The 14,873-nt window shown below is 57.4% G+C and carries 13 protein-coding genes and 2 pseudogenes; 5 read left to right on the top strand and 10 right to left on the bottom strand.

From position 1 onward, the window contains the following. Positions 1 to 52: 52 nt before the first annotated feature. Positions 53 to 958, top strand: coding sequence for a LysR substrate-binding domain-containing protein (locus ACSOSP_RS09130; protein ID WP_455310721.1), 906 nt, complete (start codon positions 53 to 55; stop codon positions 956 to 958). A gap of 170 nt (positions 959 to 1,128) precedes the next feature. On the opposite strand, the pseudogene ACSOSP_RS09135 reads toward ACSOSP_RS09130, so the two are convergent. From ACSOSP_RS09135 to ACSOSP_RS09150, 4 genes and pseudogenes are all read right to left on the bottom strand, one after another. Next, a pseudogene (locus ACSOSP_RS09135) lies at positions 1,129 to 1,406 on the bottom strand (IS21 family transposase); the annotation flags it as partial. A 144-nt stretch (positions 1,407 to 1,550) separates the two neighbouring features. Continuing rightward, entirely contained in the window at positions 1,551 to 2,009 is a 459-nt protein-coding gene (locus ACSOSP_RS09140; RefSeq protein WP_455310722.1) for a hypothetical protein, read from the bottom strand. A 356-nt stretch (positions 2,010 to 2,365) separates the two neighbouring features. Beyond that, positions 2,366 to 2,563 carry a GNAT family N-acetyltransferase gene (locus tag ACSOSP_RS09145; protein WP_455310723.1) on the bottom strand — a complete coding sequence of 66 codons (198 nt, stop codon included), beginning with the start codon at positions 2,561 to 2,563 and terminating at the stop codon, positions 2,366 to 2,368. Positions 2,564 to 2,843: 280 nt separating this feature from the next. Then, the gene (locus tag ACSOSP_RS09150; RefSeq protein ID WP_455310908.1) at positions 2,844 to 3,734 is read right to left on the bottom strand and encodes a LysR family transcriptional regulator; all 891 of its coding nucleotides are present in this window, start codon (positions 3,732 to 3,734) and stop codon (positions 2,844 to 2,846) included. 103 nt (positions 3,735 to 3,837) lie between these two features. Between ACSOSP_RS09150 and ACSOSP_RS09155 the strand changes: the two genes are divergently transcribed. Beyond that, positions 3,838 to 4,632, top strand: a complete 795-nt coding sequence (locus ACSOSP_RS09155; RefSeq protein WP_031356643.1) for an SDR family NAD(P)-dependent oxidoreductase — start codon at positions 3,838 to 3,840, stop codon at positions 4,630 to 4,632. Between the two features lie 706 nt (positions 4,633 to 5,338). On the opposite strand, the gene ACSOSP_RS09160 is transcribed toward ACSOSP_RS09155, so the two are convergent. Beyond that, positions 5,339 to 5,776 carry a GNAT family N-acetyltransferase gene (locus tag ACSOSP_RS09160; RefSeq protein WP_455310725.1) on the bottom strand — a complete coding sequence of 146 codons (438 nt, stop codon included), beginning with the start codon at positions 5,774 to 5,776 and terminating at the stop codon, positions 5,339 to 5,341. Positions 5,777 to 6,129: 353 nt separating this feature from the next. Next, on the bottom strand, positions 6,130 to 6,846 hold the full coding sequence (locus tag ACSOSP_RS09165; RefSeq protein ID WP_455310726.1) for a substrate-binding periplasmic protein: 717 nt from the start codon (positions 6,844 to 6,846) through the stop codon (positions 6,130 to 6,132). Between the two features lie 711 nt (positions 6,847 to 7,557). On the opposite strand from ACSOSP_RS09165, the gene ACSOSP_RS09170 reads away from it, so the two are divergent. Next, entirely contained in the window at positions 7,558 to 7,974 is a 417-nt protein-coding gene (locus ACSOSP_RS09170; RefSeq protein WP_455310728.1) for a hypothetical protein, read from the top strand. 121 nt (positions 7,975 to 8,095) lie between these two features. On the opposite strand, the gene ACSOSP_RS09175 is transcribed toward ACSOSP_RS09170, so the two are convergent. Continuing rightward, positions 8,096 to 8,491 (bottom strand): nuclear transport factor 2 family protein, encoded by a 396-nt coding sequence (locus ACSOSP_RS09175; RefSeq protein ID WP_455310729.1) that lies wholly within the window; start codon positions 8,489 to 8,491, stop codon positions 8,096 to 8,098. A gap of 870 nt (positions 8,492 to 9,361) precedes the next feature. Continuing rightward, positions 9,362 to 9,652, bottom strand: a complete 291-nt coding sequence (locus ACSOSP_RS09180; RefSeq protein ID WP_455310730.1) for a hypothetical protein — start codon at positions 9,650 to 9,652, stop codon at positions 9,362 to 9,364. A 281-nt stretch (positions 9,653 to 9,933) separates the two neighbouring features. On the opposite strand from ACSOSP_RS09180, the pseudogene ACSOSP_RS09185 reads away from it, so the two are divergent. After that, positions 9,934 to 11,085: pseudogene (locus tag ACSOSP_RS09185) on the top strand (acyltransferase family protein). Positions 11,086 to 11,315: 230 nt separating this feature from the next. On the opposite strand, the gene ACSOSP_RS09190 reads toward ACSOSP_RS09185, so the two are convergent. Then, positions 11,316 to 11,762 (bottom strand): VOC family protein, encoded by a 447-nt coding sequence (locus ACSOSP_RS09190; protein ID WP_455310731.1) that lies wholly within the window; start codon positions 11,760 to 11,762, stop codon positions 11,316 to 11,318. Positions 11,763 to 11,880: 118 nt separating this feature from the next. Here ACSOSP_RS09190 and ACSOSP_RS09195 point away from each other — a divergent pair, with 118 nt between their 5' ends. Continuing rightward, entirely contained in the window at positions 11,881 to 12,438 is a 558-nt protein-coding gene (locus tag ACSOSP_RS09195) for a TetR/AcrR family transcriptional regulator (protein WP_455310733.1), read from the top strand. 421 nt (positions 12,439 to 12,859) lie between these two features. On the opposite strand, the gene ACSOSP_RS09200 is transcribed toward ACSOSP_RS09195, so the two are convergent. Then, positions 12,860 to 14,053 carry a GGDEF domain-containing protein gene (locus ACSOSP_RS09200; protein ID WP_455310734.1) on the bottom strand — a complete coding sequence of 398 codons (1,194 nt, stop codon included), beginning with the start codon at positions 14,051 to 14,053 and terminating at the stop codon, positions 12,860 to 12,862. Between the last annotated feature and the right edge of the window lie 820 nt (positions 14,054 to 14,873).

Consider the following 14,873-nt stretch of genomic DNA (forward strand, 5'->3'; position numbering starts at 1 on the left):
GCGGATATATTGTCCCGATATTGTCTCTCTGAAGGCTACAACAAGGATAATCGTGACCGAAGAATTCAATGACATTCCCGCTTTTGTCGCCGTGGTGGAAGCCGGCAGTTTTTCCGATGCCGCGCGTCGGCTGAATCTGTCACGCTCCGCTGTGGGGAAGGCGGTCTCGCGCCTTGAAGGGCGCGTCGGCGGGCGGCTTTTTCATCGGACCACCCGCACGCAAAGCCTCACTGAAGACGGTCAATCGTTCTACGAGTATTGTCAGCGCGCGCTCGTCGAGTTACGTGCCGGCCAGGATCTCATGGACTCCGGTCGCACCGAGATTCGCGGCAGATTGCGTGTATCGATGCCCGTGCTGTTCGGGCGCCGATGTGTCGCGCCGATCCTCTTGCGACTGTCCGCGGCGCATCCAAAACTCGAACTGGATATGCATTTCAGCGACCGGCTGGTCGATCTTGTCGACGACGGATTCGATCTCTGCGTGCGCAATGGACCTCCGGGACAAAGCGCCGGCCTGATGACCCGCGAGATTGCTACCGAACGCATGCTGGTGTGCGCGTCACCTCGCTATCTCGAGGAAAATGGCACACCGGAAACACTTGCCGATCTTGCAGCTCATCAAGCGATCGCCTATGGTCGGCGTGGGCGGGTTCAGTCGTGGTCGTTTCTACGGACGGGCAGTTCGCCCTGTTACGTCACGCCCCCGGCAAAGCTTAACCTCAACGATATCGAAGCAATCTCTGATGCTGTCGCAGCGGGTTTTGGCTTGGCCTGGCTGGCGCACTGGCTAGTACGTGACCGGCTTCGGGCCGGTGAACTCGTGGAAGTGCTCCCAGCCGCAGGCGCCGTCGTGTCGAACATCTCTTTGATCTGGCCGGCAACGCCCCATCTGCCGCAACGCGTACGCAGCGCGATCGACGCCTTGACAAGCGAAGTCGCGGCATTCACCGCAGCTTGACTTGGTTTTCGGGAACCTGAAGAGCCTTTTCAAATAACGGAAAATGGGCGACGTCGGAAAATGCGGAGCCCTCGACGCGACCTTGCTTTCATCAATCGGCGTGAGGTGTCTTCCCGGCCCCTCAACCGGCCGTAGCGGCACACGTTGGCCGGGGTTCAACCTTCAGTGTGCAAGGCCTGCGGCGTCTGCAGCGGCGGCACAGGCGGGCTGTCGATCAGCCGGCTCAGGTTGTTCAGCACCGTTTGTTTGGGGCGCCGGCTCCGGACACCGGCTCGACGGCTGCGAGCACCATCTGTTCGTCGTGCAGCAGGACAAGCGCCAAAACCTCGACCATCTCTCGGTCCCCGCCAGGACGCTTCAAAAACACCTTTTCGCCGGGGCCATGACTGCGGTTAATGCGTCGCTCGTGCTCGGCAACGACCTGACCTTCGGTGGCGAAGACAAGCTTTGTCGACGATCTACATCGTTATGTCGAATGGCTCGAAGTGGCCGAACCCAGTCCGATGGCGCCGTACCCTGCCTCAAGTGGCTTCCTCGGGCGCCACCGCTATGACGCCCGGCGTAGGGAATACATCTGAGCATCTCTGGTGTCTCAGCGCACCGGTTCGATCTTGAAAGCATCGACAGCTACACCAAGGTCCACGCCTTCACCGCTGCCGCTTAACGCCATCGAGGTCGTTCCCTTGGTCAGCACCTGGGCAGTACCGCTACTCCCCGCGCCGGCCGAAACACCGGCCTGCGCATAACTGCCGTACACATCCCTGATGCTGTAGACATTGCTGATATCGCCGTGGCCGTTGACGTGGAACTTGCCAGCCGTCAGGCCGCCGCCGTGCACGCTGATCGTGACAGCGGCTCTTTGCCCATTATCGCAAGTTACTCTGCCGCGTCCTTCGGCATGCTGATAAATCGCCGACCATCCGGACATGCTGAAGGTCAGATGGCATTTCACCCGCGCGCCGCCTGCTTGAGCCGGGGTGGCGGTCAAGCCCGTCAGGGCACCCATGCACAGCAACGTGGCGACAGTCCGTACGAGGGTATGCTTGCTCATAGAAGTCTCCTGGCACATGAAGATGGGGTATCCAGTGTAACTATCATTCGTAGTTGGTCCGCTGACCGACGTCCAAATATCCATGCGGCAGTGCGGGCGAAAGGAGGTTCATGGCCAATCCGGTCCCGCGTCGAAATTCCGTGAGCGACCCTGAAGGGACCGTCTATTTTCTCGATAGCGGACGGTCGCGGACAACCGCCCGGATCGTTGATCAAGCGCCAGAATCTACGCTGTGGGATAGATGGGTCGTTCAGCCTTGATCAAGGAAAAAAGACGAACGTCGTAAAATGCGTCTCTCCAGTACCCCCACTGTCGGATGATGCCTTCCTCCATAAGTCCCAAGCTGCGCAGAAGCCCTATAGACGCGTGGTTGTCGAGGTCGGTCGTTGCCTGATTCGATTGGTGTCCCAGCGATCGTCGGCATGGTCGACAATTGAGCTAAGAGCTTCGCGCAAGAGACCTTGTCCCCAAAAGCGTCTCTCCAACTCGAAACCGATGCTCGCCGACCGGAACGCCCCATTGATGGCGAGTCCGCAGGTACCAATAAGGCACATCTTGCCGGCAAACGGCAGGCTTGCTCAATCATGAGTAACTCATCCTCCATCCTATCCAGAACGAAGAACGTATGGCGTCTGGCTGTGCGACGAAACCTTCGGCAAGGATGGAATGTCAGGTGTTCGAGCAAGCAATACCAACGATGTTTCAGGGGACTGGACCGTGTTCGTGCTCTGCTTCTTGAGCTTTCATGGCTTGCGCGATCAATAGGAAGTCCGCTTGACTGATCCCGAAGGCCCCCCTCCGCCATCGCTGACCATTTTTCCTAAGTTCGGGCGACTAAATACGCCGCGGTATAGCCTCTGCGAAAAAATCGGTGACTTGTCGCACACGCGCCGGTACAAACCGGCGTCTTGGCCAGATGAGGCTTATGTCTCTGGCGTCGCCTATAAATTCGTCGAGAACGGTGATGACGTCCGGATGTCGGAGATCATCGGCAAGAGAGACCTTGGCAACCAGGCCGATTCCCACACCGGCTAGAACACCAGCCCGGATCGTCTCGATACTGTTGGACGTGAGATTCCCGTGCACGGACACGCTAAATCGACCTTCTGGCCCGACAAAAGGCCAATGCGTTGACTCCGTTAAGCCGCGATATAAAAGGCAATTGTGATCAACGAGTTCGACAGGAGTCTTTGGCATTCCGCGTTGCTCGAAGTAGCGACGGGACCCGACGCAGACGAGAGGAGTGCTGGCCACGCGCCTGACGATCGCGTCAGGATCGTTCACCGGCCCCACTCGGATCGCCAGATCAATCCCATCTTCCACCATATCTCGCACGAAGTCCGAGAGAATGAGATCCACCTGAAGGCCAGGATTGAGTGATAGCAGGTCGGGAATAAGCGGCAAAATATGAAGACGGCCAAAAGTACCTGATGCAGCGATCCTGATCAGACCCGAGACATTATGCGTGCTGCTGGTCAGCTCGCTGTTGGCGTCCTCCAGCTCGTCAAGTAGCGGCTTTGCCCGATCGTAGTATCGCTGCCCCTGATCCGTCAGGGTCACGCGGCGCGTACTTCGGTTAAATAACACCACGCCGAGGCGCCTCTCGAGCGCGCCGATAGCCTTACTGATTGCCGACTGTGAATCGCCGGTTCGATGCGCGGCAGCTGTAAAACCGCCTGCTTCAACCACGGCTATGAAGGCGTTTAGTTCGTGGAATCGATCCACTTCCATTCCTCTTGGGAATTAATATTATGGCAAATTAAGCTATTATCATTGATTCCGACATCACTCACAATCCAGCTCTCTCCACAGCTGAAGGAATGGTGTCATGAATATTGATCTCACTGGCCGCAAGGCCGTCGTTACTGGGTCCACAGCAGGAATCGGCCGAGCCATTGCAGAAGGGCTGGGGCGCGCAGGCGCCGCGGTCGTGATCAACGGCCGCACAGAGAAGCGCGTCTCCACGGCGCTTCGGGAGCTTCGCGAACTCTTGCCAAAGGCGGAGTTTACCGGCGTCATCGCAGATCTTGCGACCCCGAAAGGCGCGGCGGACTTGTTCGCGCAGGCGCCGGATGCGGACATTCTCGTCAACAATGTGGGTACTGGGCGTCCGAAGTCCTTCTTCGAAATTGAGGACAGCGAGTGGATCGATCTGTTCGAACTTAACGTCATGAGCGGTATTCGCGCCTCCCGCCACTATGTGCCAAACATGACGAAGCGCGGCTGGGGGCGCGTCGTCTTCATCAGTAGCGAGTCCGCGCTTGCCATCCCCAAGGACATGATCGACTACGCCACGACCAAGACCGCTCAGCTCGCCATTGCGAGGGGCTTGGCCGAGGTGGTCGGCGGAACGGGCGTCACCGTTAATTCGGTTCTCCCTGGTCCGACGAATTCGGAGATCATGGGTGGCTGGGCGCAGGCGAACGCAGATGCGCAAGGCATTACGCGTGAGGAAGCCGAGCAGCAGTTCCTGAAAACGAATCGCCCGACCACGCTCCTCAATCGCTTCGCGACAACCGAGGAAGTCGCAAACCTGGTCGTCTATGTCTGCTCGGAGCAGGCGTCGGCGACAACAGGCACTTCCTTGCGTGTCGACGGCGGTGTCGTTCGGACAATTGCATAGGGCGCCCGCTTTTTCACTCGCTCAACGCGGCCTCGGGAAGGACCAAACCATCGGTTCCTTCCCGGAGCAGACGACAGCCCCAAGTTGAATGTGCCTGCATTCGCACGAGTATTTCCACTCAAAAATAGCCGCCCAGAGTTGCCTTAATCGCGCCGACCGGTTGGTCCATGGTGACACGATTGGCGACGCCCATTAGCGGGCCGGTGTCAAGTGAGCAATCCACATCCCCGGCTGCGCCAGCAGCCGTTTCCCAGTTCTCCGAATGCAGCAGCCACCGCGCCCGTTTCTTCACTTGCTGGCTGCGACGGAACGCGCCAGACACCCATCTGGATCAGGCGAAGAGAAATAGTGCTGGTGCCTTTCGCCCTGGCGGCTATGGAACATTCGCTCTGCTCGCGCATGTGTGGGCCATTTAATGACGGGCTGGGCCGGTTACTGGATCTGTATGCTCGGGGCCTGTACTGGCGTCGTCGTTGCGGCGATCAGGGCAATGATTCGCACTGCACCGCGCGCCGAAATCGCCGCAATAGATGGCTTCTGCTGCGTCGGCGCGGGGGTTGCGATCAATGTGCTGATCTTGCGGATTTTGTTTCACTGATCGTACGCGTCGCAGAGCCCGAGAGTCTCCACATTTTCGCGTCAGCCATCTAATGTTGACGATTCAAACTAGTACGTCGACCGGCCGATTGTGGCCGGCTGCTGCCGATTACTCACGCCTCATTTTTAACAATAAGTAAGTTGCACTTATTATCCGAAAGCCAAGTCGCTGATACAAATCTATCGCCCTTTTCCCTTTAAAAACACTGAGCGTGACCGGGACATGGGTGTTGTCTGCCTGCTGAAGAAAATCACTGATCAGTCGGGCCGAGATACCGCGACCCTGGTGCGACGGCAAGATTTGAATCTGCACAATGCACCATTCATCCGGGTCTCGAAAGAATTTGAAGAGCCCAAGTTTTTCCGAGCCGCAACAAACTATGTATGCATCGTTGAGGCGGTAGCGAAGACGCTCCCAGTGAGCGTTCTCATCGGTTGACTCACCAGCTCGTTCAAGGTGCTCGTCCATCGTCGATTTTCGTAAATCGAGCAGGAAGGGCTCATCTGCGGGGGTTGCCGGACGTAACGCAACCTCAGGATTGTTCATTCGTAATTGTCGACCGCGCTATTGGCAATTTGAACGATTATTGTCGATCTTCAGCGCGTTGTCGACCCTCCCCTTTTGGCCGCGTACTGCCGGATGCGGCAGACCCATGTCGACCCGGTCCACCAACTTTCCCGATATGCGACGTCGCAGTGGCTTGGCCATGTGACCTTACCCCGCCAAGTACCCCATCCCTAATTTAGTTGGCTGGCCGGTTTGTGGTTGATTCGGTTGCCGGGTCGTTCTCAGCCTGAGGTGCAACGGGTCAATGACCGGATGCAGCTGATTGAGTGGATGCTTGGAGCAGGCTAGCAAAGACTTCCAGAGGGCAATGACTCATCTAGAAACGCGGCTGATCACCGATCTACCGAAGGCGCACCTTGAAGCGCTTCATTCAGCATGCGGTGAGTAATTTGCGATCGAAGCGCCTGCAACTCCCCGCTTGCCCGCATATCCCGGATGACGGCCTCCACCCGGGGCACGAGTTCGCGGTTGCGCTCATTAAGGAAGTGGTACATGTCGATATGCTGCAGGGGCGGCAACGCCGCTCGCACCTGCCCATCCAGACCCAGTCTGCGTATGACGAGCATACCGCTGAAGAGATCGTTGACGGCAACATCGATGCGATCGCGGGCAAGCATCAACATCATTTGATCCATCGTCGCAGTGGCTTCAACCTGCGGCATTCCGGCCGTCCCGCGCTCAGACGAACCTACACCGCTTACGATGCCGACGCGGTAAGGACGCAGCGATTCCCAACCGTTGACGTTGAAATTCACCTCCTTCACGAAGGCCGTTGGCTCGATATAGTTGAATGGCTCCCTGACAGCGACGAGCGTCGGATATTCTCGCTGTACGTCGAGCACGCGCTGAACCTCCCCGTCCAGGTGGCCCGAACTCGACTCGATCAACGACCGCTTGGCCGGCACGTCGACAAATTCAATGTGGATGCCGAGCTTGGCATAGACAACCGTGAGAATGGCTGCACCAACCTCTTGATCCGGGACATTCTCTATACGCGCGATCTGCAACGCGGGCTGAGCCGGGACATTTATGCTGGCGAAACCGATCAAGCTGCATATCAGCAGCCCTAATACCCTCCCCGGGAGCATTGCAGCGCGGCGAAGCTCTGGACGCCTGGTCGTAAGCATGTCAGATTCCCGGAAAATGCCCAAAAGTCTACCCTGCCCGCATAATCTCGTGCGAAGCGAGCGCTTCACTATTGACTAAAATTTCGATCGAATGCTTCCAGCGTCTGTTTCGACGCTTCGAGTCGATCTGCGTGTCGCGCCCTGTCCTTCGGACTTCGTCTCATCACGTGCGATGCCGGACGAAAGGCGACCATGCTTCTGTGAGTCGCACGATTTTTAACGATCGAGGCAACGCCCTCGGCCCTGGCCTATGGCCGGTCGGTAGCGTTAGCGCCGCTCTCTGTTGGCGGACGTAAGGCGAAAGATGACGCACTAAAAAACGACGTCTCATTGAGAAGTCAGCCCGGCTTATGGGGCCGGGAATGTTGCCTGTTACGCGATACCGAAATGTCTTCCGAAGGACTAGTTCCTTAGCGATAGGCCGAGGGACCGCAAAGGTCGTTTGTTGACGATCCGCGCCAATGGGGGTGACTGCCCGCTTCTGGCCGAACCCGAAAGCACACGGCCAGTCCGAACATCGCGGGTCTCGGCGGAATACCGAACTTCCGTACTCGACCCTGAACGGTCGATCATGTTCGCCGAAAGCGGTCATTCGTCTTCGTGCTAGCCTACGTGCTTTTCGTTTGCCTCTTCATGAAAGCGATCATTGCTCCCGCAGCCATTCTGTGGCTCTGTTTCTTCGCATCTGCGCCACTTTATGCGGGCGAACTCACTTGCGTCTATAGCGGATCGGAAAAGTACTGGATCAATCAAATCAGGATCGATACCGACGCTGAAACTGCGGAAATAAATACAGGCCCCTACCAGTCCAAAGTAGAAGCCGTTCAAGCCCACCTCGTTTATGCGGATAAGTTAAGATTAAACGGCTATCCTGCTTTGGCGTTTGACGCACCTGCAGGACAGCCAGATCAACGGAACATTTTCAAGCTCTTCCGCGTCATGGATAAATGGCGGCTTGTCAGCGCAGGCATCAAGTATGTGAGCGGCACGCCAACTCTATTGGCTTTGGGCGAGAGCGTGCCATTTGATTGCAGAGGGAACTGGCCGTGATCGTGTCGGCCCCGTCGCCGGGCAATTGTTGACGATCTATTCCGTGCAATCGACCGTCCAAAACTGGCCGGTTCGCGGCGGTGGCCTAGCCGGCGCAACAACGCCGGCGATACGCGGTCACCTACTCGATGCTCTCGACAAGATGCGCACGATTGGAGGGGGCAGCATATGACTCCGGCCAATATTCAACGATGCGAGTGATTTTGCCGGCTTCGACTGAGAAAAACGATACGGCTCGCGCGGTCATAGATCCATCGGTAACCGTCACATCGGATACTGCTTCACTAGCCGTGTTAGCCACGACTCTGTTCACTGCGAAGCGCCACGAACCCTGCGCCGGGTACTCCGAGTTCATCTGTGCGAACCGCGCGGCACCACGGATGCGTTCGTTCGACTGGGGCCATTCCAGGATGAATTGCTCACCTAACACCGCCTGCACGGATGCAAAGTCGTTTGAACCCATGAGCGTCCAAAACTCACGGACGAGCACCGAGATATCGGTAGTGTCTTCTGTCATCGTTGCTGAGTTCGGCTAATTGAAGGAGTTGTGATTCGAGATTGTCAGCGATTCAGCCCCCCGTGTCGAATGTCTCCTGTTGGCCGCTATGTGCCGGCCCGGGAAGCGCAGGCCTCCAGCTCATCGCTGCACCTTTGCCAGATGTGCCAGACCAGGGGGTTCTCATAGTTCAGCATCAGCTCATTCGTGAATAGCGCAAGCACATCCGATTGACGTACTGTGTGCACACCAGTCAAGTGCTCGCGCGACAACCTCAACGCCATTTGTCCAAGCATTAGACGGTCAAGCCAACCCGCCGACATCATGTTCCTCGCCAACCAGATGCGTGCCGATTCGACGATGTGGTCGACGCGCCATGTTTTCGTCAAAGCGTGCGATGCGAGCGCACTCGTGACTAAATAGCAAAGTAGGTGAGTTCGCGCCGCTGGGCTAATCGACTGTTGTGGGCGTGGCATGTTTGTTGATTCAGACTCCGGCTAATGTGACGCGATAAGATAGACGCATGTTATCCGCACTCGCATTCACGATCCACGACGACGTGCGCAACAATGACGGCCAAGAACTGAATTTATCAGTCGCATCCCCTGACAGTTGCCGTTCAACCAGCTCTTACAAGACTGCGGCGGCTGTCGCCCCCCGGCAGATGAAGAGGACGGGCAAGGCCACGAGCGTCCTCTCATGGCCGTACCAGATCCAACAATGAGCTGCTGAAGTCGACTCCGAATCGTCATTCGAAAACGAGCCGCGTTGACGACTGCTATAGGGCTTTCAACATTCTCGTTAGCCGACGGTCATGACTGATTGGTGCTGGGAAGGCTCAATACGAGATTTGGAAATGTGATTCGCGTTGAGACTTCGAAAGGCGAGTCGCTACCGGATGCCGTCTCGGTGTATGACGAACGTTTCCGCGCGGGAACCATAGTGTTTCGTCACTTCGGCGTCGGTCATCAGTTTGGACGATTTCAGGATTGGACCCGTCACCACATACAGTCGATCGGGATTGGGACCGTACATATACAAATAGCCATCATTGCCGTCAATGTGATACTCGGTCTCGCCGAGTTCGCCAACGCCCGCACGCTCTATCGCACTTTCTAGTCGGCGTTCCAGAACGCGAATTCGCGCGCGGTCCTTGGGGTAGTAATCGAAATGGACCATCATTACCGGTCCTGGTGGCCTCTGTGGTTGTTCTGAAGCTGCGCTGCCTGAGAACAAAGCCACGTATAGACACGTGACGAATACGTCTCTTCTCAACATGGGTGCGATATCGTCTGCGAAATGAATATCAATTCTCGACGACGTAGACAGTCCTGTCGAGCATCCCATTGTGGTCGGACACGGATCCACGATGCGGTTGGGTCTGCTACGGCAGCTATCCGCTCGCGCGACGCATTTCTGCAGGCGCTACCCATGTCCGCAGAGGCGATGCCGGGACAGGCACCGTGAGCGCGCGCACGCGCAATCTGCGGATCGATACGCTGCGCGGCGTCTCGATCCTGCTCGTCTTGCTGCATCACTTCAACATAGCTTACGCACTGCGCGATACGGCCGCCGCGCGCGCATTCGGCTGGGACGCCGTGCATGCCGTGGTCCGGAACAGCAACTATGGCGTCACGATGTTCTTCGTCATCTCGGGCTACCTGATCACGTCAAACGCACGGCGCCGATGGGGCTGTCTCGGTGCAATCGACAAGCGCACTTTCTATGTGTCGCGCATCGCGCGCATTATGCCGTGCCTGCTCCTGCTCCTGCTCCTGCTGCTCGTCCTCGTCAACGTGCTTGCGGCGGCCAGCGTGCCTATATTCAGCAATCATTCGCCGCTTGGCGAGCCTGTGTCGTTCTGGCTCGTCAATTTCGCGTCGTTGACTTTCTGGATGAACGTGCTGATCGGCTCATACGGCTGGGTCAATTACGCGCTCGGCGTACTGTGGTCGCTATCGGTCGAAGAGGTGTTCTACCTGTCGTTTCCAATGCTTTGCATCGCGCTGCGCCGCGATGGGCGACTGTTCGCGTTCTGGGCGTTCGTCGTCGCGATCGGCCCTTTTATATCGTGCGACGTATTCGGGCGACGAAGGTGACTTTCTTTACGCGTACTTCGCGTGCTTCGACGGAATCGCGATCGGCTGCTGTATAGCGCTTCTGGCCGAACGGCCTCTGTGGCGCCCACTCGCGATGCGCGCCACGCAATGGGCGACGGTCGCCGGAATGACGGTTCTCTATCTTGCGTGGCCCATCGCGCAAAGCCACGTCCTCGGGGTGACGGCATCGCACTCGTCACAGCCGTGCTGCTGATCGGCGCGCAGGCCAAAGGTACTCGCCGAAGCGCCCGCCTGATGGCACCGCTACGCTGGAGCGGTAAACTCAGCTACGAGCTTTATCTGTTCCATCTAGTTGTGCTCGGCGGGCTCCGCACGCTGTATCCGCCGTCGGCGATGCACTGTAATGAGAAACTGCTGTTACTCGGCGTTTTTCTGGTGCTGTCGGCTGCCCTTAGCATACTGATCGCGTGGGGCTATGCGACGCCGCTCGATCTCTTCGTTAAACGGCAGTGGCTTCGAGCCTCGGCGCGAGTTCCGGACTGCGCTCGCCTTTGACACAGCGACGCGGATTCCCGTCAGTTGCATCGATGGCATACAATTTATATTCGATCGCCGAAAGTCCGAAACTGGCCGACTTCGCCTGACGCGGTCGGCTCAGTTCGACCCCGAGCAGCCCTTTGTCTTTCTCCGAAGCCGACGTTCCGGACGCGCCAACTAGGGGCGTTTTCGCCGTCAAACTGAAGATGGGGTAGCGCCCGACCGTGCGCGACTAACCAACTGCAATATCAAACGGGCTTATCGCTGCAGTGGCTGGTATAGAAACTGATGCCATTGCCATCGGGATCCTGCATCGAGAAATAGTGGTGGCCGTATAGCTCGCCATCCGCGATAGCTGACGGTGAATATCCTTTACCGATCAGGCCGACCCTGTAGGATTCCAGATCCGCTTTTGTACGCCCCGCGATCATCAGGTCTATTTTTTCGCTGCTGAAATCAGGCCTCTGGCCATTCTGACTGTTCAGCAAAGCGCCAACCTGATCATCACCCTTTTGGAACAGCAGCAAATGCGTGCCACCACGCATTTCAACGACCCCCATTCCGGGAAAGGTGCCGAATGCGCGCAGACCTAAACCGATATAAAAGCGATAGCTCGCCTCGACATCTTGCACTTTCATAACAAAGTGACCAAGGGTCACAGCAGGCAATAGATCTTCCTGTTCATGCTCGTTCATAACGTACCCCAGAGAGTTAGCTGAGAAACAATCTTGCGCCGCGAGCGTCGCTGCGCTAATCTGACTGGCCAGTCGGAAATAGTATCCGACTGGCCAGTCGGAAAAGCAAGGGGTTGTTGTGACGCGAAAAAAGGAAATCGACAAAGACAGGGTTTTAGATGCAGCCGAGGCCGTAATCCTCGAATCTGGCGGCCGAAATTTCACGCTCGATGCCGTCGCCGAGCGCGCGGGAATCAGCAAGGGCGGTCTCGTCTATAGCTTTGCAACTAAGGATGGATTGATACACGCTGCGCTAGAACGAGAAATTGCTCGGTTTCAGGAGGCAGTGTTTCGGCGACTTGGCAGCGGGCCAACTGGACCGGTCGAATTGGTCCTCGCGCATATCGAGGAAGCACTGGACGAGGACGACGCCTCGACGCAAATGGCGGCTTTTCTCGTAACCGCCCTGGTGCACGCCCCTGACATGCTGGGGCCGGTGCGAAACCTTTACCGTGCACTGCTCGATCCGCTTCGATCAGAGGGTGGGGTTGCTGAAGTACGTCACGCACTGCTGGCTGTTGAAGGTATTTTTCTGCTCCGAGGACTCGGGTTTGCAGAAGTTTCCTCTGACGAGCTCAAATCTGTTCTGCTCCACGCGCGCAATGTCGTCCTTGCAGCATTGGATAGAACCGCATAGCGCCCGCTCCGAGAATCAGAAGGTCAACGATGAGCGCGGCGATCGCCCAATTCCGGCGGGCAGTTCTGATAGGACGGGCGGGTCTTAATTTCGAGCGCCAAGAGTCCTTCGCAAACCGGGACGCGAGCGCAGTACAGCCAGCGAAATGAAGGTCGATTGTGGACAATGTAGGCCGCGTAATCGAGTGTCTCTTCATGGCCGCCCGAAGTCCGATGCAAAGGCGAAGAAACCAGTGTAATAGTGTGGAGCCCTTGGTAGCCTCGCCCTCTGGCCCATTAAGAGCGGGTGCGGTGATGCACCTCCAATTTCGTCACGCAGAAGGACTCAACTGAATTGGACCGCGAACGGATTTACGCGCGTCCTTTTTCGTACAATCCCATCCGCGACGGTACGGTTTGAGTGCTTGCCGGCTTTCGGGCGATCACACGCTATCAAGCTCGGGGGCATCCCGCGTCTGACCTAACGTCTCCGTAACCACCCGGTTCCTTCCCGCGTGCTTCGCCGCATAGAGCAGGTGATCGGCGCGCGCCAGCAGCGCCCCGACCGCCTCGCCAGGCCGATACCGGGCAATGCCGGCACTCGTTGTCACGCACAGCGTGGCCTCAATTTCATTGAAGCGTGAGGACTCCAGCGAGGTGCGCAAGCGCTCGGCGATGTGACCCGCGAATTTGTCGTCAGCGCCCGGCAGCAGAAGCACGAACTCCTCGCCGCCGATGCGCGCCACCACGTCTTTCTCGCGCACCGCGGCGCGTAGGATCGCGGCGAACTGGCGCAGCACGGCGTCGCCCGCCGCATGCCCGTAACGGTCGTTGATGGATTTGAAGTTGTCGATGTCAAAAGCGATCAGCGCGAGCGGATAGCTTCGCTTGTCCGCGACGTGGCGGCCCGCCAGACGTTCAAACGCGCGTCGGTTCAACGTTTCGGTGAGCGAGTCGAGATCGCGTTCGAGAGTCAGCCTGTCGATCACGTCCGACATCGCGGCGGCCAGCAGCACGAGCCCCAACACAGCGCCCATCAGGGCGAGCGACAGCTGCAGCGAGACCCAGAAAATGGTTTGCGCGAACGGCGCAGCGCTATGCGGCAAGGGTTGGATCGTAGTGAGCGGTGTCCTGATGAAAAAACTGGCGCCGAAGATCAGCAGCACCCAGAGAAGAACGTGATTGACGGTGCGCCCATTGCAGCGTTTCCTGAAACGGACCGCGGTGAACACCATCAATAACCCGGCGCTAAGATTCAGAATGTAGACGCGCACGAGTAGGTTCGACGTCACGAAGGAGAAGTAATACGTGCCACCCAACACCAGCGCGAACATCGACGCATGCGTCGCTCGCCGCAAGTAAAGTCCTGCCCTTCGCAAAACACCTTCCGCCAACAGTTGAATGCTTAACATATAAAACGTTGCCGATATAAGCGCGTTCGATCGCCATTCATCCGGCAGGTGACAGATTTGCACGGCCGAGCCGAGCGCGAAAGCAACAAATGAAGCGGCGAGAAAGCGCAGATAGCGCAGCCGTCTATCGTAGAGCCATGCACAGGCAAAACCGAGCGAAAAGACGGCCGTGATACCTGGGATGATCAATTGAACGAGTTGATTGGGCGTTATCTGAGCGGGCATGTGGCTCGTTCTTCGCTGCCGGCCACGAAATCGCCGGGTCTAAAGGTTGGCAGTTCTCAGGGCGTGTATCGTCAGCCGCCATTGACGGCTCTACAAAATGGACATGGCACCCGATATGGTCAGAGGATTGTACGCCTGGTGACTGGGATGCCCTCGGGCAAGGCCCCGTTACGGAAGACTGTCAACGGCCTACGCGCGAACGTCCCTTTGGACGCACCCGGCCCTGGTAGGGAAGGACCGGCGTCGACCCGGAAGCGACCTACGAAATTGCCGTAAGCGGCCATTCAAAATGCTGTCGTATGGTCGCTTATACTCTGTTGTCCACTACAAGCGAAAGCCGCCCGCATGAGCCCGGTTTCACAAGATCCGCAAGCAGACTTTATAAGGCACTTGCAGTCTCGCTACGACCAGACAGGTCCAAGGTGTTTGCTTCCAGCAAACGACTTCGAACGCTGGACCGAGATTGTCGGATCGACGAGGCGCGAGGCATACAACGCGATAGCTCGCCAGCTCGCAGTTGGGTTTCACGAGTGCCGACTCCCCTTCTGGTTTTGTGACGCGGTAGCGATCGCTGTAGTCGGTTTCGTGTATGACGATTTTGCATCGCACGGAGAAGACGCTTGGCCCACATTCTTTAACGAAGTCTATTTAGCCTTCGACGCGGGCGAAGTTGGCCGAACCGGAGAGGACCCCGTCGAGAAATACACACGGCCGATGATAGCGAAAATTGTCCACGAATTAGAAGACGGCACTGGATGACTGTTCCTGGCCCAGACCGTGTCAAAACGCGTAACGGCACAAACTCCGACGACACCTGCTC

The organism is Caballeronia sp. KNU42, from assembly GCF_053760385.1.